This window comes from Burkholderia sp. Ac-20365 (assembly GCF_017104715.1).
In the GTDB taxonomy this organism is placed as follows: Bacteria; Pseudomonadota; Gammaproteobacteria; order Burkholderiales; family Burkholderiaceae; genus Paraburkholderia.
On record NZ_JAAGPI010000033.1, the window covers coordinates 45,211 to 68,531 of the forward strand.

At 61.8% G+C, this 23,321-nt stretch carries 24 protein-coding genes and 1 pseudogene; 9 read left to right on the forward strand and 16 right to left on the reverse strand.

The genetic code is table 11. From position 1 onward, the window contains the following. Positions 1-8: 8 nt before the first annotated feature. From G3O01_RS35355 to G3O01_RS35365, 3 genes are read right to left on the reverse strand one after another with little or no spacing between them, the layout of a single operon-like run. A complete protein-coding gene (locus tag G3O01_RS35355; RefSeq protein WP_205811645.1) occupies positions 9-362 on the reverse strand; it encodes a RidA family protein in 354 nt (117 codons plus the stop codon). Positions 363-378: 16 nt separating this feature from the next. Beyond that, positions 379-1,905: an amidase family protein gene (locus G3O01_RS35360; protein ID WP_205811646.1), complete on the reverse strand. Its 1,527-nt coding sequence runs from the start codon at positions 1,903-1,905 to the stop codon at positions 379-381. A 46-nt stretch (positions 1,906-1,951) separates the two neighbouring features. Continuing rightward, positions 1,952-3,238, reverse strand: coding sequence for an MFS transporter (locus G3O01_RS35365; protein ID WP_205811647.1), 1,287 nt, complete (start codon positions 3,236-3,238; stop codon positions 1,952-1,954). A gap of 112 nt (positions 3,239-3,350) precedes the next feature. Here G3O01_RS35365 and G3O01_RS35370 point away from each other — a divergent pair, with 112 nt between their 5' ends. The 3 genes from G3O01_RS35370 to G3O01_RS35380 are packed head-to-tail and all read left to right on the forward strand — an operon-like array spanning position 3,351 to position 5,390. Beyond that, the gene (locus tag G3O01_RS35370) at positions 3,351-3,995 is read left to right on the forward strand and encodes an XRE family transcriptional regulator (RefSeq protein ID WP_205811648.1); all 645 of its coding nucleotides are present in this window, start codon (positions 3,351-3,353) and stop codon (positions 3,993-3,995) included. A gap of 59 nt (positions 3,996-4,054) precedes the next feature. Further along, positions 4,055-4,444: an ester cyclase gene (locus G3O01_RS35375; protein WP_205811649.1), complete on the forward strand. Its 390-nt coding sequence runs from the start codon at positions 4,055-4,057 to the stop codon at positions 4,442-4,444. 25 nt (positions 4,445-4,469) lie between these two features. Then, the gene (locus G3O01_RS35380; RefSeq protein ID WP_205811650.1) at positions 4,470-5,390 is read left to right on the forward strand and encodes a hypothetical protein; all 921 of its coding nucleotides are present in this window, start codon (positions 4,470-4,472) and stop codon (positions 5,388-5,390) included. A gap of 20 nt (positions 5,391-5,410) precedes the next feature. Here the strand turns inward: G3O01_RS35380 and G3O01_RS35385 are convergent, their stop codons facing one another. After that, positions 5,411-5,836 (reverse strand): TOBE domain-containing protein, encoded by a 426-nt coding sequence (locus G3O01_RS35385; protein ID WP_205811651.1) that lies wholly within the window; start codon positions 5,834-5,836, stop codon positions 5,411-5,413. A 205-nt stretch (positions 5,837-6,041) separates the two neighbouring features. Between G3O01_RS35385 and G3O01_RS35390 the strand changes: the two genes are divergently transcribed. From G3O01_RS35390 to G3O01_RS35400, 3 genes and pseudogenes are all read left to right on the forward strand, one after another. After that, positions 6,042-6,701 carry a M24 family metallopeptidase gene (locus G3O01_RS35390; RefSeq protein ID WP_205811652.1) on the forward strand — a complete coding sequence of 220 codons (660 nt, stop codon included), beginning with the start codon at positions 6,042-6,044 and terminating at the stop codon, positions 6,699-6,701. A gap of 6 nt (positions 6,702-6,707) precedes the next feature. Then, complete coding sequence (locus tag G3O01_RS35395; protein ID WP_205811653.1) at positions 6,708-7,625, forward strand: LysR family transcriptional regulator; 918 nt, start codon at positions 6,708-6,710, stop codon at positions 7,623-7,625. A gap of 191 nt (positions 7,626-7,816) precedes the next feature. Beyond that, positions 7,817-9,019: pseudogene (locus G3O01_RS35400) on the forward strand (NAD-dependent formate dehydrogenase). A 101-nt stretch (positions 9,020-9,120) separates the two neighbouring features. Here G3O01_RS35400 and G3O01_RS35405 read toward each other — a convergent pair. Next, positions 9,121-9,444, reverse strand: coding sequence for an antibiotic biosynthesis monooxygenase (locus G3O01_RS35405; protein ID WP_205811654.1), 324 nt, complete (start codon positions 9,442-9,444; stop codon positions 9,121-9,123). Positions 9,445-9,640: 196 nt separating this feature from the next. On the opposite strand from G3O01_RS35405, the gene G3O01_RS35410 reads away from it, so the two are divergent. Beyond that, entirely contained in the window at positions 9,641-10,285 is a 645-nt protein-coding gene (locus G3O01_RS35410; RefSeq protein WP_205811655.1) for a TetR/AcrR family transcriptional regulator, read from the forward strand. A 3-nt stretch (positions 10,286-10,288) separates the two neighbouring features. Here the strand turns inward: G3O01_RS35410 and G3O01_RS35415 are convergent, their stop codons facing one another. The 3 genes from G3O01_RS35415 to fae form a co-directional block, all read right to left on the reverse strand. Continuing rightward, complete coding sequence (locus tag G3O01_RS35415) at positions 10,289-11,092, reverse strand: family 1 encapsulin nanocompartment shell protein (protein ID WP_205811656.1); 804 nt, start codon at positions 11,090-11,092, stop codon at positions 10,289-10,291. Then, positions 11,085-12,161 carry a Dyp-type peroxidase gene (locus G3O01_RS35420; protein ID WP_205811657.1) on the reverse strand — a complete coding sequence of 359 codons (1,077 nt, stop codon included), beginning with the start codon at positions 12,159-12,161 and terminating at the stop codon, positions 11,085-11,087. Before G3O01_RS35420 ends, G3O01_RS35415 begins: the two co-directional genes overlap by 8 nt. Before the next feature lie 345 nt (positions 12,162-12,506). Then, the gene (gene fae, locus G3O01_RS35425; protein WP_205811658.1) at positions 12,507-13,040 is read right to left on the reverse strand and encodes a formaldehyde-activating enzyme; all 534 of its coding nucleotides are present in this window, start codon (positions 13,038-13,040) and stop codon (positions 12,507-12,509) included. Positions 13,041-13,187: 147 nt separating this feature from the next. Between fae and G3O01_RS35430 the strand changes: the two genes are divergently transcribed. Next, the gene (locus tag G3O01_RS35430) at positions 13,188-13,652 is read left to right on the forward strand and encodes a GNAT family N-acetyltransferase (RefSeq protein ID WP_205811659.1); all 465 of its coding nucleotides are present in this window, start codon (positions 13,188-13,190) and stop codon (positions 13,650-13,652) included. An 82-nt stretch (positions 13,653-13,734) separates the two neighbouring features. Here the strand turns inward: G3O01_RS35430 and G3O01_RS35435 are convergent, their stop codons facing one another. The 3 genes from G3O01_RS35435 to G3O01_RS35445 form a co-directional block, all read right to left on the reverse strand. Then, the gene (locus G3O01_RS35435) at positions 13,735-14,889 is read right to left on the reverse strand and encodes an MFS transporter (RefSeq protein WP_205811692.1); all 1,155 of its coding nucleotides are present in this window, start codon (positions 14,887-14,889) and stop codon (positions 13,735-13,737) included. A 33-nt stretch (positions 14,890-14,922) separates the two neighbouring features. Then, entirely contained in the window at positions 14,923-15,705 is a 783-nt protein-coding gene (locus G3O01_RS35440; protein ID WP_205811660.1) for a DeoR/GlpR family DNA-binding transcription regulator, read from the reverse strand. 111 nt (positions 15,706-15,816) lie between these two features. Then, positions 15,817-18,102, reverse strand: coding sequence for a PA14 domain-containing protein (locus G3O01_RS35445; protein WP_205811661.1), 2,286 nt, complete (start codon positions 18,100-18,102; stop codon positions 15,817-15,819). A gap of 438 nt (positions 18,103-18,540) precedes the next feature. Here G3O01_RS35445 and G3O01_RS35450 point away from each other — a divergent pair, with 438 nt between their 5' ends. After that, complete coding sequence (locus tag G3O01_RS35450) at positions 18,541-18,678, forward strand: hypothetical protein (protein ID WP_205811662.1); 138 nt, start codon at positions 18,541-18,543, stop codon at positions 18,676-18,678. Between the two features lie 237 nt (positions 18,679-18,915). On the opposite strand, the gene G3O01_RS35455 is transcribed toward G3O01_RS35450, so the two are convergent. From G3O01_RS35455 to rbsC, 5 genes are all read right to left on the reverse strand, one after another. Beyond that, positions 18,916-19,458: a GNAT family N-acetyltransferase gene (locus tag G3O01_RS35455; protein WP_205811663.1), complete on the reverse strand. Its 543-nt coding sequence runs from the start codon at positions 19,456-19,458 to the stop codon at positions 18,916-18,918. Then, the gene (locus tag G3O01_RS35460) at positions 19,455-19,934 is read right to left on the reverse strand and encodes a GNAT family N-acetyltransferase (RefSeq protein WP_346779244.1); all 480 of its coding nucleotides are present in this window, start codon (positions 19,932-19,934) and stop codon (positions 19,455-19,457) included. Before G3O01_RS35460 ends, G3O01_RS35455 begins: the two co-directional genes overlap by 4 nt. Positions 19,935-20,039: 105 nt before the next feature. Further along, positions 20,040-21,059, reverse strand: a complete 1,020-nt coding sequence (locus G3O01_RS35465; RefSeq protein WP_205811665.1) for a substrate-binding domain-containing protein — start codon at positions 21,057-21,059, stop codon at positions 20,040-20,042. Between the two features lie 176 nt (positions 21,060-21,235). After that, positions 21,236-22,204, reverse strand: a complete 969-nt coding sequence (rbsB, locus tag G3O01_RS35470) for a ribose ABC transporter substrate-binding protein RbsB (RefSeq protein ID WP_205811666.1) — start codon at positions 22,202-22,204, stop codon at positions 21,236-21,238. A gap of 79 nt (positions 22,205-22,283) precedes the next feature. Further along, a complete protein-coding gene (rbsC, locus tag G3O01_RS35475) occupies positions 22,284-23,240 on the reverse strand; it encodes a ribose ABC transporter permease (protein ID WP_205811667.1) in 957 nt (318 codons plus the stop codon). Between the last annotated feature and the right edge of the window lie 81 nt (positions 23,241-23,321).

Consider the following 23,321-nt stretch of genomic DNA (forward strand, 5'->3'; position numbering starts at 1 on the left):
CGATGGCATCAGGCAAGCGCCGTCACGGCGATTTCGACATCCAGTCCCGCTCGCATCAGCAGGGCCTGCACACAGGCGCGCGTCGGTGCGTGACCGGCGGGCACCCAGGCATCCCACACGGCGTTGAATTCGTCGAAGTGCTTCGGGTCGCTTAGCCACACGTTCGCGGTGAGCACGCGCGTTTTATCGACATTCGCCGACGCGAGCAACGTATCGATGCGCGTGAGGATTTCCGTTGCCTGCACAGTGATCGATGCGCCCGCCGTGTCGGGCACCTGGCCGGACAGATAGACGACGCCATTGGCGATCACTACCTGGCTCATGCGGGCATTGGTTTGCAGTCGTTTGATCTCGTTGGACATGATGATTGCAGATGAGTTAGACGGATGACATGCCGGCCTGGATTTCGCCGGTCGAATCGAAAATGGGCGGCGCGGTGACGATCGACTTCAACGCCGGGTTCGGCTGTGTAAGGCGCGAGAGATCGGGGCGCGGGCGGCGCAAGGCGGTGTGGCGCTCGAAAGCCTGTTCCATCGCGCGCGCGACGGCCAGCGTCTTGAGATCGCCATGAAACGGTCCGACGATCTGCAAGCCGAACGGCATGCCCGCATCGTCGACGCCGCACGGCAGCGACAGCGCGGGATGCGTCGTCAGCGTCACCACATAGGTGAGCGCGAGCCAGCGGTAGTAGTTTTCCTGCGCGCGTCCGTTGATCTGCGCGGCATAGAGCTCGCGCCATGGGAACGGCGAGACGGGTGTGGTCGGCGAGAGGATCACGTCGTAACGCTCGAGCGCGGACTGGAAGCGCCGGTAAATACGTGTCTGTTCGGCTTGCGCCCATGCGCTGTCGGCGAGCGTCATTGCCGCGCCCATTTCGTAGTTCGCGCGCGTGTTCGGCCCGAGTGCGCTGGGGTCGCGCGCGTACGCGTCGCGCAAACCCGCGACGAAGCTCTCCGCGCGGATCACGTCGAATGCGCGGTGTGCATCGCCGAGATCGAACTGGACCGGCTCGCAGGTTTGCACCATCGGCGCGAGTGCAGCCATTCGCGAGCGGAAGAGGGCCCGGATGCCGTCATCGACGTCGCAGCAGCCGAAGTCTTCCGTGTAGCCGACGCGCAGCGTCGCGAGATCGAGCGGCGGAATCGCTGAAAAACCGGCTGCGTCGACTTCGTAGCTCAGCGGATCGCTGGTGGACAGGCCAGCCGTTGCCGCGAGTTGCAACGCCGTCTCTTCGACGTCGCGCCCCATCGGCCCGACGACGGAAATCGGCGTCCAGCCGAGCAGCCGACGCGCGTTCGGCACGAGTCCCGCGGATGGCCGGAAGCCGACCACGCCGCATTTCGAAGCGGGAATGCGCAGCGAGCCGCCCGTGTCGGAGCCTGTGCACACGGGCAGCATGTCGCACGCGAGCGCCGCTGCCGATCCGCCCGACGAACCGCCCGCATTCAGTTCCGTGTTGAACGGATTGCCCGTCGCGCCCCACACGGGGTTGCGCGTGTTCGCACCCGCGCCCAGTTCAGGCACGTTGGTCTTGGCGACGAGAATCGCGCCCGCCGCGCGCAGCCGTTCGACCAGCACGACATCGCGCGATGGCACGTGGCCGCGCGACATCGGCGAGCCATAAGTGGTCAGCAGGCCCGCCGTGTCTTCGAGATCCTTCACGCCTAGCGGCAGACCATGCAGCAGTCCGAGCGGCTCGCCGTTCAGCGCCTTGCGCTCGGCCGCCTTCGCGGCCTTGCGCGCGTCGTCGTAACAGGTCGCCGTGATTGCGTTGACGGCGGGGTTGATCGCTTCGATCCGTTCGATACAGGCGTCGAGTAGTTCGACGGGCGAAATCTCCTTCGCGCCGATCATCCGTCGCAACTCGACGGCGTTCCGGGCGACGAGTTCGTCGTGATCAGACATGGTCCAGGTTCCCGTTGGTCCTGCGTCTTGCTGATTGCATAAGAAGTCAGTTGAGTGCTTCGCCGGTGCGGTCGCGCAGCCAGATCACGGGCACGAGCGACACCGCGCAGGCGGCTGCAACGTACCACGCGGGCGCGAGCGGATTGCCTGTCAGCGCGACCAGCCAGCTCGCGATGAACGGCGAGAACCCGCCGAAAAACGATGCACTCACCACATAGGTTAGCGCGATGCCCGTTGCGCGCACATGTTTCGGGAACAACTCGGGGATCATCACGAGCACAGGCACGATCTGTCCGGCGACGAACAGCGCGAGAAAAGCGGACACCGCGCACAGCATGAACGTAGAAGGTTGCGCGGACAACCACGCGAACGCGGGATACACGGTCAGCAGCAGTGTGACACGCGATATGACGAGTACGCGCTTGCGGCTGAAACGATCGGCGAGCTTGCCAGCAATCGGCGCGGCCACGAACAGCACGAGCGAACTGATGACACCCGACGCCACCGATGCCGTCGACGATAGATGCAGCGTGCGCACCGCATGGCTCGGCAGAAAGAACGCGGTGATGTAGACGGACACAGAGCCGCCGAGTTCGGCGAAGGTGCCGAGTATCGTCAGCTTCAGATGGGTGGTGAGCGCGGCTTTCAATGCGCCGTGACGATGCGTGCCGGCGTGCGACGCGTCGCTGAGCGTCTCTTCGAGCCGGCGACGGATCAGCATGCCGACGGGCGCCGCGACGATGCCGAGCACGAACGGAATGCGCCAGCCCCACGCGAGCACGGCGTCCTTCGGCAGCGCGACGTTGACGAGCGTCGCGACGGCCGCACCGAGCGCGAGACCGAGCGCCGTCGCCGCGAAGTTCCAGCTCGCAAAGAATGCGCGCGTCGAGTCCGACGCGTATTCGACGAGCAAGGTCGTACCGGGGCCGAACTCGCCGCCGGCCGCGAACCCCTGAATCAGCCGCGCGGCGAGCACGATGAACGGCGCAGCCATCCCGGCCACCGCGTAAGGCGGCGCGCAGGCAATCAGCGCGCAACTCAGCGCCATCAGCATGATGGTCAGCACCATTGCCTTCTTGCGGCCCGCGCGGTCCGCGTAGGCGCCGATCACGATGCCGCCCAGCGGTCGCACCACGAAGCCGACGCCGAATACGCCAATCGACAGCAAAAACTGGTTCACGGGCGACGCGGACGGGAAGAACAGCTGCCCGATCTGGATCGCGAAGAAGCTGTAGATGGTGAAGTCGTAGAACTCCAGCGCCGTGCCGAGCGTAGTCGCGGCAATGACCTGGGTCTTCGACAGACCGGCTTTTTCCAATGCAAGCGTTGACACGTCGTGCGCTCCTGAATGGACTGCATGGGACTGGCATCGATGCGAGTTATCATATACGAGAAAAAATAAATTCTCGTATACGACAAAACCCTCGATCATCCAGAGCAATCTCATGGCCAGATCCGCTGCACGCAAGGAAGCCGAAACCGTCGACGCTTCGTCACAGATCGATCACAAAGCGGTCGGCGCGCGGCTGCGCGACGCGCGCAAGGCACGCGGGCTGACGCTGATGCAGTTGTCGGAGCAGTCGGGCATTGCGGTATCGACGATCTCGAAGGCCGAGCGTGGCGACATCGCGCTGACCTACGACAAGTTCGCGGCGCTCGCGCATGCGCTGCAACTTGAGTTCGATGCGATTTTCGGGCGTGCGAAGCGGGCAGCCGCGAGCCCGATCGAGCCGACCTTTACGGCCTCGGGCGCGCAGATGATCTACGACACGCCCAACTACGAATACGGGATGCTCGCCAACGATCTGACAGGCAAACGCATGGTGCCGATGCGCGCGCACGTGCGGGCGCGCAAGCTTTCCGATTTCCCCGATTACATCCGTCACAGCGGCGAAGAGTTCGTGTTTCTGCTCGACGGAACGCTGGAACTGCGCTTCGAGACGGGCAAAGTGTTCCAGTTGAAGCAGGGCGATAGCCTGTACTTCGACAGCTCGGTTGGGCATGTGTATCTGAGCACGGGGAAGAAGCCCGCCGAAGTGCTCGTGTGCTGCGTGGACACCGACACGCATCGTCCCGCCGACGCCATCTGAGCGCATCGCCCGACGCGGGTAACATGGCGGCTTGAGCGATCGGCAGCGAGGGCGTCGTCATGAGCGGGAGCGATCTTGCAGCGGTTTATCGAGGCTATATCGACTGCCTGAACCGGCAGGACTGGGCGACGCTCGGACAGTTCGTCGGCGATGACGTGACGTATAACGACGAGAAGATCGGCGTGTCGGGTTATCGCGCGATGCTGGAGCGCGACTTTCGCGAGATTCCCGATTTGCGCTTCGAGATCGCGTTACTCGTTGCCGGGCCGTCGATGATCGCCAGCCGTTTGCAATTCAACTGCTCGCCGAAAGGCACGTTTCTTGGCCTGCCCGTCAATGGCAGGAAGGTCGCGTTCACCGAAAATGTGTTCTACGCGTTTCGCGACGGGAAGATCGATCAGGTGTGGTCGGTGATCGACAAGGCGGCCATCGAGGCTCAACTCGCGTAGCGCTCACGTCACTCAAGGAGATTTCATGTTGCGGTCGCCTCGTCCCGTGCGCGGGTTCCTGCAGATATTGATGATCGGCGCGCTCGCGCAGCTATATGGTTGCGCGTCGAGCAGCCCGGCAGCGGATACCTCGCCCATCGCGTTGAATGGCGTGCGGCCCAACGGCGTCGCCGTCGATACGAACGGCGCAATCTATCTGACCGACGACGCGAAGAGCAATGTGCTCAGATCGTCCGATGGACGTGCGTTCGCGCCGTACGCGGCGATTGCCCAGCAATCCGGGCAGGGCATCAGCCTGAGCCAGTTGAGCTTCGACAATGACGGAAATCTGCTCGTCGTCCGTTTCGGATTCGGCAGCGCCAGCGCGGTTTTCGCCGTCAAGAGCGCCGAGGGTGCAACGATGCTATCCGGGCCGAATCCCGCGCGCCGCAGGCTTGGCATTGCGGCGATCGGCGCGCATCAGGCGCTGTCGACGTGGTTCGTCAAGGAAGGCAGCGCGCCCGCGTCGGGCGGCGTGAGTCTGCTGACCTACGACACAAGCGCGGGGCGTGCGACGGAACGCGATCTGATCACAGGCATGGGCAAGCCGGTGGGCGTCGTCGTATCGGGCGATACGGTGTTCGTGTCGGATCAGGCGCGCAGTGTGATCGTGCGCGCGTCGCTGGCAAGCTTGATGGCGGCTGCGCAACCCGTCACTGTTGGCGACACGTTCGCGAAGATCGAGAACCCCGATCTGATGGTGGGAGATGGGCGGGGTGCGCTCTATACGCACTGCAAGAGCACGTCGGTGTGCAAGATATCGTCCGATGGCAGCGTGAACGAAATCGCCACCGACTTTCATGACGCGCGCGGCGTCGCAGTGGATTCAGCACGACACCGGGTATATGTAGTTGATCGCGCAGCGGCGGGTGGAACCAGCTATATGCGGATTCTGCCGCTGCACTGAGTTGGCGTTTTCCGCGCGAATTACGCGTCGACGCCGATAATCACGCTCGACGCCTTGAAGATCGCCGTAGCAGCCGAGCCGCTCGACAGCCCGAGGCGATCGACGCTCTCATTCGTGATGATGGCCGCGATCTCCGCACCGCTTGCGGCCGCAACGATCACTTCGCTGTTCACGGCGCCCTTGGTGACAGCCGTGACCGTGCCCGCGACGCGGTTGCGCGCCGATACCTTGTCTGTCGCATCGACCATCACGATCACCGACGACGCCTTCACCAGCGCGAAAGCCGGCTTGCCCGCCGCGAGGCCGAGCGAGGTTGCGCTGCCGTGTGTGATGACCGCAACGATATCGAGCCCGTCCTGCGTGCGCAGCGTGACTTCGTCATTGACGGCGCCCGTCTTGACTTCGGTGATCTGGCCGTTGAAATGATTGCGCGCGCTGGTTCGCATGATGTTGTTTCTCCTTGAATGGGGCCGCGTTCGTGCTGCGAAACCCGTGGTGTTGAATCGAACCCGCAGTTTAGCGTTTATACCTATTTTCAACCGCCCGTGTTTACGCGGTGTGTAAGCCGCTATATCGCGCGATCTGGGCTAACCGATTCCAAACGCGTTATATTTACGGCGACATATCGATGACATAACGGGGAACAGCAACTTGAATTCGACACGTAAAGAAGCCGTCGGCGAAGCCTATTCACTGGACGCGATGCAGCACGCGAGCGCGATGACGTGGAAAGCCGTCGATGCCATCGCCGCCGAAGTCCGGCCGGGCATGCTGGAATCACAGGCGAATGCGCTGGCGCTGCGCATCCTGAAGGATCTCGGGATGGACCGGATCTGGCATCCCGTGCTGGTGCGCTTCGGCGAGAACACGCTGCGCACGTTCAAGCAACGTTCGAACGGCGACCCGGTGCTGGAGGACAACGACATTTTCTTCGTCGACCTGGGCGCTGTGTGGACAAAGCATGAAGGCGACGCGGGCGCGACCTTCGTCTGCGGCGACGATCCGGACATGCATGCGTGCGCGCAGGCGGTCCGCACGATTTACGACGAAGTCGAGCAGCACTGGCGCGCGACGGGCTGCGCGGGCGTCGATCTGTACGTGTATGCCGCACAGCGGGCCAATGCGCACGGCTTTCGCCTGAACGTCGACATCAAGGGACATCGCGTGAGCGACTTTCCGCACGCGATCTACAAGGCCGGAGACCTCGGCGATTTCGACGCGACACCCGCCGCCGGCCTGTGGATCCTGGAAATTCAGATCGCGCATCCGACGCGCCCGTTCGGCGCGTTCTACGAAGACCTGCTGGTCTGATCGCGCATGTTCATCCGCCAGCTCGAGTACCTCGTCACGTTGGCGCGGGAAAAGCACTTCGCGCGTGCCGCCGATGCCTGCCATGTCTCGCAGCCGGCGTTGTCGTCGGCTATTCGTGCGCTCGAATCGGAACTCGGGCTGACTATCGTCAATCGCGGGCGGCGTTTCGTCGGCTTCACAGAAGACGGCGAGCGCGTGCTCGGCTGGGCGCGGCAAACGCTGGCGACGTTGCAGAACATGCGCCAGGACGCGTTCGCCGCGCAGGACCGGCTGGTTGGCAAGCTGCGCGTCGGCGCGATACCGACCGTGATTCCCGTCGCGTCGCGCGTGCTTGCGCCGTGTCTGCTCGAACATCCGGATATCCGGTACGACGTGCATTCGCTCAGCTCCGAAGCGATACACCGGCAACTCGACGAGCTTGAACTCGATATCGGTCTCACGTATCTGGACTCGGGCGTGCAGGCAGGCTTTGCCGTGCTGCCGCTCTACCGCGAGCGCTCGATTCTGCTTTCGCCGCCAGCCGATCACGCCGAACTCGTGGAAGGCGCATGCAGCTGGCGCGAACTCTCTGGCCAGCCACTCGGCCTGCTGCCCCTGGCGATGCAGAACCGGCAGGTGATCAATGCCGCCTTCCGGCGCGAGCAGGTTCAGCCGGAAGTGCTGATCGAATGCGACTCGCTGCTCGCGTTGTACGGGCATGTGTTGCACGCGGGCATGTCCAGTATCTTTCCGCACAGCCTGTTGAGCGTGCTGCCTGCCGGCGACGGCGTGCGCCGCGCGTTGCTGATGCCTGAACTGACGCGTGAAATCGGTCTGGTCGCGCGCAATCGCGAGGCCATGCAACCGCTCGTCGCCGCATTCTGGCGCTGCGCCGAAGGCTTGCGTTTGCAGGACGAATTCGACGCGCTGCTTCCCGTCAACTGAACCGCTTCGACGACTCGACGCGGATCGTACGCACTTCCTGATAAGCGACGCTTATCAAACCATTCGTCCAAACGATTGGACGCTGCTCATCGCGCCATAGACACTGCTTCACATCGTATGTGATGTATCACGTCGATATGTCGATAGAGCGCCGGCATGAAAATGCGCTCGACCAGACTGGAGCGAGACGAATGGCTAAGGTTCTTTGTGTGCTGTATGACGACCCCGTCAATGGAATGCCGAAACAGTACGCCCGCGATGACGTACCTGAAATCACGCACTATCACGATGGTCAGACGGCGCCCACGCCGAAAGCAATCGACTTCACGCCGGGCGAACTGCTCGGCAGCGTATCGGGCGAACTGGGTCTGCGTAAATATCTCGAGTCGCAAGGTCATACGCTGGTCGTGACGTCGGACAAGGACGGTCCGAACTCGACGTTCGAGCGCGAACTCGCCGACGCTGAAGTCGTGATCTCGTAACCGTTCTGGCCTGCGTATCTGACGGCCGAACGCATCGCGAAGGCACCGAAGCTCAAGCTCGCGTTGACGGCGGGTATCGGCTCCGATCACGTCGATCTGCAGGCCGCCATCGAGCGCAAGATCACGGTTGCCGAAGTGACGTATTGCAACAGCATCAGCGTGGCCGAGCATGTCGTGATGATGATTCTCGGGCTGGTGCGCAACTATCTGCCGTCGCATGAATGGGTGAAGAAGGGCGGCTGGAATATCGCCGATTGCGTCGAGCGCGCCTACGATCTCGAAGCGATGAATGTTGGCACAGTGGCCGCGGGCCGGATCGGTGCGGCTGTGCTGCGCAGACTCAAGCCGTTCGACGTGAAGCTGCACTACACGGACCGTCACCGTCTGCCGCTCGATGTCGAAAAAGAACTCGGCGCGACGTGGCACCCGAACGTCGAATCGATGGCCAAGGTTTGTGACGTCGTGACGATTAACTGTCCGCTGCACCCCGAAACGGAAAACCTCTTCAACGAACAGCTGATCGCGAAGATGAAGCGCGGCGCGTATATCGTGAATACGGCACGCGGCAAGATCGTCGATCGCGACGCAATTGTTCGCGCACTCGAATCGGGTCAACTGGCGGGCTATGCAGGTGACGTGTGGTTCCCGCAGCCGGCGCCGCGCGATCATCCGTGGCGCACGATGCCGCACAACGGCATGACGCCGCATATCTCGGGTACGACGCTGTCGGCGCAGGCGCGCTATGCGGCCGGTACGCGCGAGATTCTCGAATGCTGGTTCGAGAAGCGGCAGATCCGGGACGAGTATCTGATCGTCGATGGCGGCAAGCTGGCGGGCGTCGGCGCACATTCGTATAGCGCGGGCAATGCGACGTCAGGATCGGAAGAGGCGGCGCGGTTCAAGGCAGCGTAATTGGAGTGGCATTGAAGGGCACCTGAGTGGTGGCCTTCAATGCGATAGGTATGCGTACAACCGGTGGCGTGTCTCGAACCAGGGCCGCCACCGTTATCGAATCAGCCGGCCTTGCGCTCGTAGGCTCTAATGGGTTCAAGCCACTCGATGCGTCGCTCGGACTTCAACATATCCGCGAGCTTGTCCTCGTAGTCGAGCCGATAGTCCTTCTTCAAATGATGGTTCACGAAGTATTCCGCGCTGCAGGCCCAGGTTTCATAGAGCACCAGGGTATCGGGATCTTCCGTCGATCGATTGAGCCACGTGTTCACAAAATCGGGTTCATGAGACATCGCGTCGAGCACCTTCACGAGACTCGAATAGAGTTCATCGCGTGCTTCAGGTTTGCCGGGCAGGCGAACCACAAAAGATATCGTTTCAGGCATGGTGATGCTCCCCGGTGATGGAAAGAGAAGTAGTCGATGAAGCAAATTATGGACTGACCGGTTTTGAATGCCGTTCGAAGATTCCGATGGAAATATTCGATCGCATCGAACGAGATAGCGCATCTCTTACGCGACAATGGACGAGCAGATTTAGGGACCATCCGGTCTACAATATCCGCTGACAAAGGGAATTGACATGGCGCGTCCACGCGAATTCGACGAAGACTACGTTATCGGGCAGGCCCTGCATGTATTCTGGGAAAAGGGCTACGACTCGACTTCGCTAGCCGATCTCCAGCAAGTGACGGGACTCACGAAATCCAGTTTGTACAAGGCATTCGAGAGCAAGGAAGGCTTGTTCCGGCGAGTCGTCGAGCGCTACCACCGCGACTATCTGGGTTTTCGCGTGCATGCGCTTGCGCAACCAACGCCGAAGCGGGTTGCGCAAGCGTTACTCGATGGCATGGTCGAGCTTCATACGGGCAAAAACACGCCGCCCGGTTGTCTCGTGACATTGGCGGCACTCGCATGCAGCGCGGATGCACGGCCGCTTGGCGACGAACTGTCGGAAAGCCGCAGTGATTTCGAGCGCCGTCTACGCGCCCGTTTCGAAACATTGAAAGATGCCGGTCCGCTACCGGCAGGCATGACGAACCACGATGCGGCCGCTTTCGTGTCCACGCTGATTCAGGGTCTCGCCGTGCAGGGGAGAGGCGGCGCGACGCGGCGCCAGCTTCGTCAACTGGTGGCAGCCGTGCTGAACAGCTGGCCAGACAATGAACCCGGCGCGCCGAAGCGCGCCGTTGCACGGGCTAAAAGCGCTAACCGGCACCGGGATTGACGCTTACTCAGCCGGCACGACCGACACCGACGCCTCGCTCGTCAGCATCAGGAAGGTCAGCGTTTCGCGCAGATAGAGGCGCACAGATGAATCCGTGTGGCTCTGATAGCCGATCGACACGTCCTGCCCGAGGTGCAGTTCATAGTCGCCGCCGCGCATCGACAGCACACTGCCGCCTTCCAGTGCAGGCGCCCAGATGATCTCCGTGTTCACGATCCGCTTGATGTGCCCGAGCACCGGATAGCCCTGATCGCTCGCTTCGCCGAGCGCGGTGTACGCGTCGGCGCCGAGCAGCACGGAGTAGGGACCGTCGACGCCCGCGAGGCGCAGTTGCTGCAGCGCGCCGGCGATCGCATCAGGATAGTCGGCCACATCGGCGGGCAGCGCGATCGACGTATTGGACGAGCCCTCGCGAATCCCGGTGATGCCCGCCGCCTTGTAGCCGTCGAAAATCGCGCGGTCTTCGGCGTAGGCGAGTTCCTTCGCGGCGTCCTTGGCGGGTTGCCAGTCCGCGTCGTTCGCGCCGCGTTCGACCGCGTCGATCTGCTCGCGCGACAGCTCGAACGGCACGGTCAGCTGGACGAGCGCCTTCACCTCGGACAGCTTCGCGCTCACGCCATTGTGCGGCGCGGCGATTGCCGTCTGATGGCCGGTTCCGACACCCGACAGATCGACGCCGCCCGGACCTTTCACATCGACTACGCGGCGCCCCGCGACCGAGCGCTTGAACGTGCGCGCCACTTCTTCTTCGATCTGCGCCCAGGCTTCGCTGGAGATCGGGGCAAGCTCGCGATGCAGGTTATTCATATTGGGAAGTTCCTTTCAAAGAGCCAATATTCAGCGAGCCGTCGTGGGCCGGCTCGGCAGGTGCGGGGAGGTTGGCGGGCGTGGCCGGACTTGCTTCGTCGGCCGGGTCCGCCGCTGGCGGAGTGCGGTCTGCGAGTTCTTCGAGCAGCGTCGCCGACGGTACGAAGAACAGCCCGCCCGTGGCCGCGCGGCTATAGTCCAGCAGCCGGTCGTAGTTGCCGGGCGGGCGTCCGACGAACATGTTTTCGAGCATCTTTTCGATCGGATCGGGCGAGCGCGCATAGCCGATGAAGAACGTGCCGAACTCGCCGGAACCCGGGCGCCCGAACGGCATGTTGTCGCGCAGGATCTTCACTTCCTGGCCGTTCTCGACGAGCGTCGTCAGCGAACTGTGCGACGAGGTCGGCTTGACGGCTTCGTCCAGCTCGATGTCGGAGAGCTTCGTGCGGCCGATGATGCGCTCCTGCGTTTCGACCGACAGCGCGTTCCAGCCCGTCATATCGTGCAGATACTTCTGGACGAGCACGTAGCTGCCCGAGGTGAATTCCGGATCTTCATCGCCGATCATCGTGAAATCGACGGCTTCGCGGCCCTCCGGATTTTCGGTGCCGTCGACGAAGCCCACCATGCTGCGCAGGTCGAAATAGCGAAAGCCATGTACTTCGTCGACCACCTGCACGGACTCGCCGAGCCGGGTCATCAATTGCGTGGCGAGCTCGAAGCACAGGTCCATCTGATCGGCGCGGATGTGCAGCAGGATGTCGCCGGGCGTCGCGATTGCGCGGCGCTCGCTCGGGCCGAACTCGCGAAACGGATGAAGCTGCGCGGGGCGGGGCGCGCCGAACAGCGTGTCCCATGCCCCCGAGCCGAAGCCGACTACGCACGACAGGTTGCCGGATGGGACGCGCTTGCCAACCGAGCGCACGAGCGCAGCGACGTCGGCGCACCACGCGCGCACGGTGTCGGCGTGCGCGTCGCCTTGAGTCAATGTCGCGACGATAAAGATCGCGCTGCGCGTGATGGGGGTGTGGACCGCTTGTGGTTCTGGAATGTCGTTGGCGTTGGGCATGGGGCCATGTCCTGTTGAAACGATTGCGGATTGCGTCAAGGCGGAAAGAGTGCCGGATAGGAGAGTACCGCGAATATGGGGTTTTTGTCGTATGAGGGCGCGCGCCGGGCGCATGTGCACAGGCGTTCGCTCATGCCAGCTTGACCTGGCTCACGGTGCGGTACGGCGGCTTTTTGTGCTTTTCAACAAGCCGTGTCGTTGTGAATACGCACGTTGCTGACCGGACTTGAAGGCGTCATGAAATCGCCATGCGCGCGAGGCCCGCTGAGGCGCGGAGCCTGTTGCACGACAGCAGGCGGCATTGCTTGCAGCTTGCTGTCTGTGCTGTCGGCGACGGTGCGACGGTCAGCTCCAGTCGTCCATGTCGTGCTTGATCTTATGGCGATTTGCAATGAGCGTGTCGACACTCGGCTCGTTAGTCATCGCACGCTGGATCGCGAGTTTGGTCGCTTCATAGTTCGTGCGGTACATATCTTTCTTGTCGAGATTCGTATCGGTCGCGCAGCGCGGGTCGATCCATACCAGGCTGACGATGCAGATATCGTTTGCCTGATCTTTCGGCAAAATGCCCTCGATCAGGCAATCGACAATCGCATCAGCCGTGGCCGACTGCACGACGCCGCCGAACAGTTCGATGGTCGCCATGTCGCGCAGTGTCACCTTGGGCACGATCATCGTCGCGGGCCGTACCATCTGATTACATGCGCGAATCGCGAACATCGCCGTGTGGCCCTTGCTCTGCGCCATCAGGTTCGCGAATGCGTGCCCGACAGGACCGTCGACGCGACCAATCAGGATTTCAGGCATGGCGTCCGTCGCCTGACCGGGCGCTGCAAAAACGGTCGCCTCGCCGGCACGGAATGTCAGATCGATGCTCATCTACGGCCTCCTTGTCGAATGGTATGTCGCAGCTTCGCCGTGATCGCGCAAAAGAAGCATCGTGCGATCGTGGTTTGATGATAGCGTTACGTCGGTTCAATCATAGTAGATGGCGGGCGCGTTTCCTGATTCGATAAGGACAAACAGTTGAAGGTGATATTCGCAGGCACAACGCACAGCGACGCAGAGGCACTGGTTCGCATCCGTATCGAAGCCATGCGAGAAAGTCTTGAGCGTATCGGGCGCTTCGATGCCCAACGGGCGAGAGACCGCTTTCTATCGTCGTTCGATCCCGCGTTCTGCAGGTTAATCATGGTCGACGACGAACGGGTGGGCTTCGTTCAGGCAAAACCCGATGGAAGTTATCTGGTGCTCGAGCATCTGTACATTGCTCCCGAACACCAGGGAAAAGGAATCGGTTCGGCTGTGCTTGAAGTGATTTTTTTCGACGCTGATTCGCAATCCCTTTCAGTCAAGGTTGGCGCACTTCGCAATAGCGATTCAAATGATTTTTATCAGCGGCACGGCTTTCTGAAGACTGAGGAAGCGGAGTGGGATATTTACTATGTCAGAGTTCCACAGCATGCCGATTCACCTGTCGACGGCAAATAACAATCACCGGTGAAAAGTGCCGTTGAGCCTTAAACCTTCGGGCAGCGCCTGATCAGTTCATTCATTCTGCTGGCTGCGGCGCCTACTTACCGGCCCCACTCGAGTTCACCGCCTTCGCCGTCACCAGACGCGCGCAACATGGAACAAGGCAGAGCAGGGCGGCCAGCAACCAGAACGCACCCGGCAGTCCAACGCCTTTGGCGACGAAGCCCACACCCGCCGGGCCGACGAGATTACCCGCATAACCCGTCGTCGTGATAGCCACCACAGCAAGCGAAGCGGGCATTGCGCGCTGTGAGCCCGCCTGACGGAACAGCACGGGCACCACATTCGACGCGCCCAGGCCGATCAGCAGAAAACCCGCCATCGCGAGCACGGCGCCCGGTGCAGTGAGCAGCAGCACGAAGCCCGCCGTCGCAATCCATCCACCCCAGAAGATCATCGACCGGTCGCCGATGCGCGCAGTGACGGCATCGCCCCCTAGACGGCCCGCCGTCATTGCAATCGAGAAAACCATATAACCCAGCCCGCCCTGCGTGGCGGCGACGAGACCCGCGCCCGTGATCAGCAGTGCGCTCCAGTCGAGCAGCGCGCCTTCGACGAGGAAGGTGATCGCGGTGAGGCCCGCCAGCACCAGCACGATGCCGCGCGGCGCGACGAACAGCGGTCCGTCTTTCGCCTCGGCCGTTTCGATCAGGCGGGAGCGCGCAGCCACGATCGTCACGAGCATCAGCGCCGCGCACAGCAATGTGCTCTCGAACGGGCCGATATGCATCGACAGGAGAAAGGTCATCAACATCGACCCGGCAAACCCGCCGACGCTGAAAAGCGCATGAAACCCGGACATCAACGGCCGAGCTTCGAGCCGCTCGACTTCGACTGCGTGGATGTTCATCGCGACGTCGAGCGAACCGAGCGACGCGCCAAACGCGAGCAATGCGGCGCCAAGCGTCAGCGGCGTGCTGGCGAGAGTCAGCAGCGGCAGGACCACGACGAGTCCGAGTCCGCCTGCGACGATGATCGGCTTGCTGCCGTATCGCGCGCTGAGCGCACCCGTGATCACCATCGCGATCACGGATCCGAGCCCGATACACAGCAACAGCATGCCGAGCACGCCGTCATCGACGCCGAGCCGCTGTTTCGCGAACGGCACGAGCGGTGCCCAGCACGCCACGCCGAATCCGGCTACAAGGAAGGCGAGACGGGTAGCGAGGGCGGCCGCCCCTTGAGAGGTCATGGTCACGGAGTTCATGAAATATCGGCTATACGCTCACAGGCTGGCAGGAGGGTCGGCCTTTACAACCGTCGGGCCGGATCTGGACAAGGCCGTACGCTCCGCGCGCGGCAGGTCGTGTTCGACGATCACGCATTCAATCGTTTTGAACGTGGCGACGCGATGCGGTGCGCGGGCGTCGAGCTTGTCGGTGAGCGCGAGCACCACGCTGTGTTCGCTCGCCGCGAGCACGGCGCGTTTGAACGTTGCGTCCGCCAGCCCGAAAGCGCTGATGCCGTTCTTCGTCGAGATCGCGCACGACCCAATGAAGCAACGGTCGATATTCAGTTGGGTGGCTTGCTCCAGAGCGCTCGCGTCGACACATCCACCAACAGCCGGATCGACCGATCCGCCGATCATGATGAGTTGCAGATCGGACCGGCGCAGCACGGCCGCCGCGATATCGATCGAATTCGTCGCGACGGTGAGTTCGCTTTCCTCGGGCAATACGTCGACTAGCGCGAGATTGGTGCTGCCGCTATCGAGAAACAACAGTTCTCCGGGCTGAATCAGCGGCACCGCTGCACGGGCCAGTGCCGACTTTCGCTCGCGCGCGAAGTCCATGCGGGCTGACATGGGTGTAGAGGCGGGCGTCAGCGGCAAAGCGCCGCCGTAGACCCTGCGGCAACGGCCTTCCGCAGCCAGCGCACGGAGGTCGCGGCGGACGGCGTCTTCGGAAACATTGAATTCGATAGCGAGCGCGGCCGCGACAACTGACTGGCCTTGCGCGAGCCGGTTCGCGATTTCGTCGCGACGGGCGAGCGGGATGTCTTCATTCATTCGCGCATGGTATCGTGCACGAACAAGAATGTAAACGTGCACAAACGTGCACGATGAAATCCGGCGACGACACGAAGCCGGCGGTGCCGGCTTCGTGCAGATCGAGCAGGATCAGTTCGACGTCACAAGCGGACTGGACGGCACGATGCGCACTGCGGCGGGACTCTGAACCAGCGGATTCCACCACGACAGGTGCATGTTTGCGGGCCCTGTGCCATGCACGTATTCAACCTTGATCGACGTCGGCTGCTTCGCGTTCAACCATGCGAGGCCGCTCGCCGTCGAGCGCGTCGACGTCTTCTTGTTGATGATCTCAACGCCGTTGATCCACAGGCGCGCCACGTTATCGCTGTTGACCGAGAACGTGTACATACCCGGCGTGGATGCTTCGATCGCGCCCGTCCAGCGGATGCCATAGTTCGTTGCATTGATACCGGCCGACGCATCCGGCGAATCGGTGCCGCGCTCCGTGTTCAGGTCGAAATCGACCAGTGGCGTAATCGACGTCTTAATGGGTGCGCTGCTAAAGGTCGGATCGTTGTAGTACGCGACGTTCAGCACGGGCAGTTTCACATCGAAGCCGCCTGTGAGGGCCTGCACTTCGGTTGTCTGCCACGGATGGCCATCCGGGTAGACCGTGCCCTGGAACGGCGTTGCGGGTTCTACGGTGGCGGGCGCGCTGGGCGTCTGGCCCCAGTGGAAGCGCGTGTTGGTACGTCCGATCATCAACTCCCAGATGATGAAGCCGGTGCTGCCGCCATAGTTCGACACGATGCCCGGCATCGTCTGACCCGCTGTGCCCGTGAAGCCGCGCTGCAGCGTCTCCGAGTTCAGTGCGCTGACATAGCTGCCGTTGACAGGGCCCGTGTACGGATTGCCATACGGATGGAACGCGTAGAAGTCAGAGAAGTACGTGCCTTCGTCTTCCTGCACCTGCGGCGAATTGATCGGCTGCGACGCGCCGGCATTGAGGATCGCGATACGTGCGTCGTTCATCAGCACCGCGCGCGTTTCCTGCAGTGCGCCGTTGCCGCTGCAACCCGGCTCGTTCATCGGTTCCCAGAAGATGATGCGTGTGTCATTGCGGTGTGGCGCGACGAAATCGGTGATGTAGTTCGCGAGGCTCGCCTTGTACGTCACAGCAGCGTTCGATGCCGTGGGCTGGAAGTACGCCTGCTCGATCGGCGTGCCGGGCGACTGCACCCACTGGCTGTTGTGCACGCCCCAGACAGGCGCCGGCTGCGGTCCGAATTGCGGCGTCGGGTTCCAGCAGTCGTCATAGAAGATCGGGGATACCTTGATGCCATGCCGTGACGCGATTTCCAGCAGGTTTTCGAACTTGCTGAGAAATGCGACCCGGTCATTGGCCCACACGAGGTAATGCAGATACACGGCGATCGTGTTGATGCCGTAGGTCTGCGCGTATGTCAGCTCGCGGTTGACGATCTGCGGATCGTAGTTCTCCCAGAAGTCGATCGCGTTGACCGCCGTCGACGGCGTATAGACCATGCCGACCACTTTCGAGAAGTCGAATGTCGGCGACTTCACGGCCGGATAGGTCTTGATCGTGATGTTGCTGAATGTCGCGCCGACGCCAAAGCGCCGCACGCCGAAGCTGCCGTTCGCAAACACGGCGGGCAGGGCGTTGGTCGCATCGTTCGCGCTGATGACGCGCTGCTGGTCGAGATCGACGGTGATGGCTGTGCCGCTTGTCGTCACCTTCAGATGGTGCGTGCTGCCGCCCGTGATGGTGCTGTTCGGGTACTGGATGAACTGCGTCCAGTTGTTGTTCTGACGACCGACGACCAGCGTGTGCGTACCCGTGTCGAGACCGATGTAATAACCAGTCAGGCTGTCGGGGCCGCCCGCTGTCGGATTCGTGGTGCGCACGACGAACCCTGCGTTGGCCGCGCCTGCACCCACCGGGTCGCTGACCGTGACGTCGGCTTCGTAAGACGCGGTTGCGTAGGTGCTGCCGAGCGCGACGGCCTTGTCGCCGGCACCGGTGCCGTTGGTCGCGGGTGCGGGAATCGTGATGCTCGAAGCGGTCGCCCCCGGCGTCCAGCCTTGCGTCGAGCCGGGCGCGAGATAGCTGGTGAAGTCGCCGAAGCTGAGCGTGGTCGTGGATAGTGCGGCGGGTGGCGCGGGTGGTGTGTACGGCGTGAGATGTTGATTGGGATCGCTGATGACGACGGCGGGTGTCGTGGTCCGCATGCCTAGTGGCGTCGATCCGGCCAGCTTGAATTCGTTCTGGATCGCCGCCGCCGAAGCCGCCGACGCCGCATTGGCGACGGGCGTTTGCGCGTCAGCTACCGCCGCGGGGTTCGATGAATCGCTGTTTCCTCCACACGCGGTCAGAACGACCGCGGTTGCCGCAAACACGATGAAGTTGCGCACCTGTCTCTCCTGAATCCCCGAGGTTATAGAAGGTCAAGATTATTATTAATTTATTCAGCATGACTTCGTCCTCGCCGGATCCAGGCGATCCCGTTCGCTACGTAAGCTGCGGCAGGAATGAGTGGGATTAATAATATTATTAGTCATCGATTTCTGTATCAGGAGTTACCCTGAACGTTGCTGTCGATGATGCGGACGGTTGGAGGCACCGGTAGAACGACGATCTGGGACGGCGAGATGCGTCGCAAGGTCGCAGATGGGGAAGGTAGAGGAGGTTGCGCGCGCGGCCGGACGCACATCAGACGGCCTGCGCTTGTTCAATAGGGACGACTTGCGTTACCGAAAACGGTGTCAGTTCGTGCGTTTTATTTTGCGACGCAGCATAAAAAGTGTACTATAGGGTTAATACCTAGGAAGTAACCCTTAATGGAGTTTTCAATGAACTACGCTACTGCTACCTCGACGGCTACCAAAGGCAACTTCTTCGCACGCGTGCGTGAATTTTTCGTTGACGCCTGGCGCACTCACCTCGAAGTGTGCGAAATCATCGCTGAGTCGCATCGTCGTCCGCGCTAAGACTGTCCGCGGGAATCGCGGGCGGTTCTGTTTTGATGAGCGCCTTGTGATGTACGCGCGTCGGCCGGCGCGTCATTCACTAGCAGGTGCGGATTTGTGAGGTGAGGAAAGTCCGTGTGGATCCTTGGCAATCTTATGTTTGTTATTTGACATAAGATAAATTATCACCGTTTTGCTTGTAGGTCCCAAATAGAAATGTCGTGATTTAGATGGTTTGAACGCCTGGACCGCCCCCCCTCACAAACCGATCCGCAAACTCATCATCACATCGTCAATAGACTGACCGCCGATACGAAACCGGTCGCGGCGCCGGCCAGTTTCCTCGAATCCCAATGAGCGGTACAACGCAATTGCCGTTTCATTTCCACCCAGTACGGACAGATCGATCCACTCGATCCGATTGGCCGCGGCGAAATCGATTGCAACGCGCAACAAGGCGGCACCGAGGCCTTGTCGATGAAACGCCATCTCCACGCCAATACCCAACATCACCCGATGCCGTTCGGAGCGCATCGGCGAACTGTTGAGGTCGACGTGGGCGATCAGGCGACCACCGGTATCGCTGAAAGCCCACACTCTCATCCAGCCCGAACCCGATGTCGGCAGCGCGATTCTTTTCTCGAAGCGCTGTTTGCGCTCGTCATTGAGAAAATCGACTTCGGGATCCGGCGCGAAAACGGGCGACCCGGCTTGTCCGGATTCGGCAATCTGCCGGCTTAGGTGTTCGGCCCATTGCATGAAATCGCGAGATGTCAGTTCGACGAGCGTGATGTCGGTCATGGCCTGAGCTTGTCTTCAGATGTCGGGATGACTGCACTGATGGTCTTCGTCATTGGAATGCACGCGAGTTCCAGCCCTCCCGGCGAACGATAAGTCGAGATTGCTTCGCCTGACCATCCAAACCGGCGATAGAACGAAGCCGCATTGAGCGTCGCGTCGAGCCGCAGTGAATCGAGCGCGTGGTCTGTTGCGCGTGCTTCGATGAAGGACAGCATATGGCGCCCGAGCCCCTTGCCCATGTGCGAGGGACTGACGAAGATCGCATCGACTTGCCGCGTCGAAGGTGTGAGCATGCCTGTGGCAGCCACGCTTCCTTCGTGAAGCGCGACATAGAAATCGCGCTCTGCCACCAGGTTCGCCCATTTGTCCCCGGGCGCCCCATCGGTCCACGCAAGCAACGACGTGAGCGGGTAATGTCCGACGCACTGCGCGAGGATCGCCGTCTTGCGGATCTCCCACGCGGCGGGTGCATCCATACGCGTGGCTCTTCTGATTTCGATCATCGTGTGATGATCGCTCGAAAAAAATCCGGTTGCCAGACACTGCAGTCAGCGCATGCACAGCAACGTCAGCCACACCGCCTACGCAGCATCCGCCCTTCGATAGCGAATCCGCGCCGGCACGAGCCGCGAATCGGGCTCGCCCTCGCCTTCGAGCAGCGCAAATACGCAACGCAGGCTGTGTTCCGCCAGTTGCGCGCTGTCCTGGATAATGGCGTCGATCTTGAACGGCAAACAGTCGAGCAGCTTGTGATCGTCGAAGGTCATCAGTTGGCCAGGCGCCTGGGCCAGTTGATGCGCGTCGTTCATGAACTGCAGCACGCCTTCTAGCAACGTAATCGAGCCGGCAAACAGCGCTTCGGGATAGCGCTGATGTTCGGCAAACCACGCCTTCATCAACTCATAGCCGGATTCGCGCTGATAGTCCCGTTCGAAGACCCAGTCCGCCTGTTCGGTCAGACCGTGCCGCGCGAGCGCCTGCCGGTATCCCGCGAGACGATCGCGGCTTGCTGACAGATCAGGCTGGCCGCCAAGATAGACCACCTCGCGCGCGCCCCGATCGATACTTTCACCGACCAGCGTGGCCACCGTTTCAACCGCATCCGTGACGACGTACGGAATACTGCTCGACTCCACGCGACGATCCGCGAATACGAGCGGCAGGCGCTTCATCCACTTCTCATAGCGCTTCGCTTCCCCCGTACACGGCACGACGATCAGCCCGTCGACCTGATGCGATACGAGATGCGCAATGCCCTCCGTCTCGCGCACGGGGTTTTCGTCGCTGGTGACGAGCACGAGCTGATACTGATACTTCTCGCGGCATTGCCACTCCATCGCTTGCGCGAGCGCCGCGTGCGCGGAGTTGGTCAGGTCGGGAATCACGAGGCCAATCGTCTTGCTGCGGCGCGAGCGTAATGCACGCGCCGACTGCGACGGCGTGAAGTGATGATCTTTTGCGACCTGCAATACCCGCTCGACCGTCGCCGCGGAGATCCGGTAGCGCTCGGCATAGCCGTTCAGCACCATGCTGGCCGTGGTACGGGAAACCTTCGCGAGGCGGGCAATGTCGTCGATAGTCAGACGCTCGAACTGGGTCACGCGGGATTCCTGCAGGTCAATGAATCAAGCGCAAGCGCACCGCTGCGAAAAGCGGTGCGTGCGTACAAACAGCTTCGTCGGAGATGTGCCGTCCAATGCGACCGGAGGCAGAGGCAGGCGCGCAGCGACGAGGGTCCTGGCGCCTGATGGTACTACGGGAAGGGACAGAAGAGAACTTACTGCTTGTACAGGTTCAGCGGCACCGGAATGAACTTGTCGACCGCCTGGCCATCGATCAGTTTCTTCGCCGTCTGCACGCCGTACTGACCGATCAGTTCCGGCTGCTGCTGAACCGTTGCTGCCATCTGGCCGTCCTTGACTGCCGTCATCGCGTCGGCCGTCGCGTCGAAGCCGACCACGGACACGTTCTTCAGCCCCGCTGCCTGCAACGCCTTGACCGCGCCCAGCGCCATTTCGTCGTTCTGCGCGAACACGCCCTGGATGTCCTTGTTGCTCTGGATGATGTTCTCCATCACCGAGAGACCCTTCGCGCGGTCGAAATCGGCCGGCTGCTTCGTGGCGATCTTCACGCCGCCCTTCGCCGCGATGCCATCGTCGAAGCCCGCGCCGCGCTCGTTGGCAGCCGACGAACCCGGAATGCCCTGCAGTTCGACGATATTGCCCTTGCCGCCCAGCTTGTCGGCGAGGAAATCGGCGGCCATCTTGCCGCCTGCCTTGTTGTCCGACGCGATGTGCGAGCTGACGTCCGCGCCATTCACGCTACGGTCGAGCGACACGACCTTGATGCCCTTGCTGGTCGCTTCCTTGACGACGTTCGCTACCGCCGACGAATCGGTCGGATTGATCAGGATCACGCTGACCTTCTTTTCGATCAGGTCTTCAACGCTCGCCTGCTGCTTGGCGGGATCGTTCTGTGCATCGACGGTGATCAGCGTCACGCCGTCTTTCGCTGCTTCGTCTTCCGCGCCCTTGCGCAGCGACACGAAGAACGGGTTGTTCAGCGTCGAGATCGACAGGCCGACGGTGATCGCGCCGTTCGCGGCGGGTGCCGATGCGGCGCTCGCGCCAGCGTCTGCCGACTGGGCCGGGCCTTCCTTCGAGCACGCAGCCAGACCGGCGATCAGCGCGCTTGCGCACAGTGCGGCAAAAACCTTCGAGAATCGCGGCGAAACGGAGTTCTGCATTGTCTTCCTCTTCTTCCTTGTGTGGTGAAACAGGGTGTTGTTGTCCAGCAATGAGTAACGAACGAATGTGTTGTGTGCGTCAGGCCTTCTTGTTGCCGCGATCGATCAGCACCGCGAGCAGGATCACGCCGCCCTTGATGACCTGCTGATAGAACGACGACACGTCGAGCAGGTTCAGGCCGTTGTTCAGCACACCGATCAGCAGCGCGCCCACCAACGTGCCGAAGATCCAGCCGCGTCCGCCCGTCAGACTCGTGCCGCCGAGCACGACGGCGGCGATCGCATCGAGTTCATAGCCGGTGCCTGCCGTCGGCTGCGCGGAGTTCAGACGCGAGGTCAGCACGACACCCGCGAGCGCCGCCATGACACCCGAGATCGTGTAGACGTAGAGCTGGATGCGGTCGACCTTCACGCCTGAGAGGCGCGCCGATTCAGCGTTGCCGCCCGTCGCATAGATATGGCGTCCAAACACGGTCTTGCGCAGCACGACCCAGAACACGGCGAACATCACCAGCATCAGTACGACGGGAATCGGCACGAGGCGCGCGATATAACCGCCGCCCAGCAGCGAAAAGAAGTCGCTATTGAAGCTGCTCAGCGGGCTGCCGTTCGACAGAACCAGCGCGAGGCCGCGCAGCACCGTCATCGAGCCGAGCGTCGCGATGAACGGCGCGACCTTGCCCTTGCTGATGACGAGACCGTTGACCAGTCCCATCAGACCGCCTGCGGCGAGTCCGGCGAGCGTCGCGACCACGGCGTTCGTGCCCGATGTCAGCAGGCTCGCGATGATCACGGACGACAGCGCCAGCACCGAACCGGCAGACAGATCGATCCCGCCAAGCAGAATCACCAGCGTCATGCCGAATGCGATCAGCGCGTTGATCGACGCCTGACGCATCACGTTCAGCAGGTTGTCGACGGTCAGGAAGTTGTGACTGACGATGGACAAGCCCACGGCAATCACCAGCAAGGCGATGAACGGCCCGAGCTTTTGCAGCGTCGCCCGGTTGGTCGGTGTGATACTCAGTTGAGCCATGATGTGTCTCGCGTGTTGTTCCGGTCGCTCGCGACGGAATCATTCAAATGGGATGCACGGCGCGCGGCCGTCATCGATCAG

Bases quoted from the DNA above. Each gene is read 5' to 3' on its own strand.
- G3O01_RS35355 (WP_205811645.1), bottom strand. From the start codon at position 362: ATGTCCAACGAGATCAAACGACTGCAAACCAATGCCCGCATGAGCCAG.
- G3O01_RS35360 (WP_205811646.1), bottom strand. From the start codon at position 1,905: ATGTCTGATCACGACGAACTCGTCGCCCGGAACGCCGTCGAGTTGCGA.
- G3O01_RS35370 (WP_205811648.1), top strand. From the start codon at position 3,351: ATGGCCAGATCCGCTGCACGCAAGGAAGCCGAAACCGTCGACGCTTCG.
- G3O01_RS35375 (WP_205811649.1), top strand. From the start codon at position 4,055: ATGAGCGGGAGCGATCTTGCAGCGGTTTATCGAGGCTATATCGACTGC.
- G3O01_RS35380 (WP_205811650.1), top strand. From the start codon at position 4,470: ATGTTGCGGTCGCCTCGTCCCGTGCGCGGGTTCCTGCAGATATTGATG.
- G3O01_RS35385 (WP_205811651.1), bottom strand. From the start codon at position 5,836: ATGCGAACCAGCGCGCGCAATCATTTCAACGGCCAGATCACCGAAGTC.
- G3O01_RS35395 (WP_205811653.1), top strand. From the start codon at position 6,708: ATGTTCATCCGCCAGCTCGAGTACCTCGTCACGTTGGCGCGGGAAAAG.
- G3O01_RS35405 (WP_205811654.1), bottom strand. From the start codon at position 9,444: ATGCCTGAAACGATATCTTTTGTGGTTCGCCTGCCCGGCAAACCTGAA.
- G3O01_RS35410 (WP_205811655.1), top strand. From the start codon at position 9,641: ATGGCGCGTCCACGCGAATTCGACGAAGACTACGTTATCGGGCAGGCC.
- G3O01_RS35415 (WP_205811656.1), bottom strand. From the start codon at position 11,092: ATGAATAACCTGCATCGCGAGCTTGCCCCGATCTCCAGCGAAGCCTGG.
- G3O01_RS35420 (WP_205811657.1), bottom strand. From the start codon at position 12,161: ATGCCCAACGCCAACGACATTCCAGAACCACAAGCGGTCCACACCCCC.
- fae (WP_205811658.1), bottom strand. From the start codon at position 13,040: ATGAGCATCGATCTGACATTCCGTGCCGGCGAGGCGACCGTTTTTGCA.
- G3O01_RS35435 (WP_205811692.1), bottom strand. From the start codon at position 14,889: ATGACCTCTCAAGGGGCGGCCGCCCTCGCTACCCGTCTCGCCTTCCTT.
- G3O01_RS35440 (WP_205811660.1), bottom strand. From the start codon at position 15,705: ATGAATGAAGACATCCCGCTCGCCCGTCGCGACGAAATCGCGAACCGG.
- G3O01_RS35450 (WP_205811662.1), top strand. From the start codon at position 18,541: ATGAACTACGCTACTGCTACCTCGACGGCTACCAAAGGCAACTTCTTC.
- G3O01_RS35455 (WP_205811663.1), bottom strand. From the start codon at position 19,458: ATGACCGACATCACGCTCGTCGAACTGACATCTCGCGATTTCATGCAA.
- G3O01_RS35460 (WP_346779244.1), bottom strand. From the start codon at position 19,934: ATGGATGCACCCGCCGCGTGGGAGATCCGCAAGACGGCGATCCTCGCG.
- rbsB (WP_205811666.1), bottom strand. From the start codon at position 22,204: ATGCAGAACTCCGTTTCGCCGCGATTCTCGAAGGTTTTTGCCGCACTG.
- rbsC (WP_205811667.1), bottom strand. From the start codon at position 23,240: ATGGCTCAACTGAGTATCACACCGACCAACCGGGCGACGCTGCAAAAG.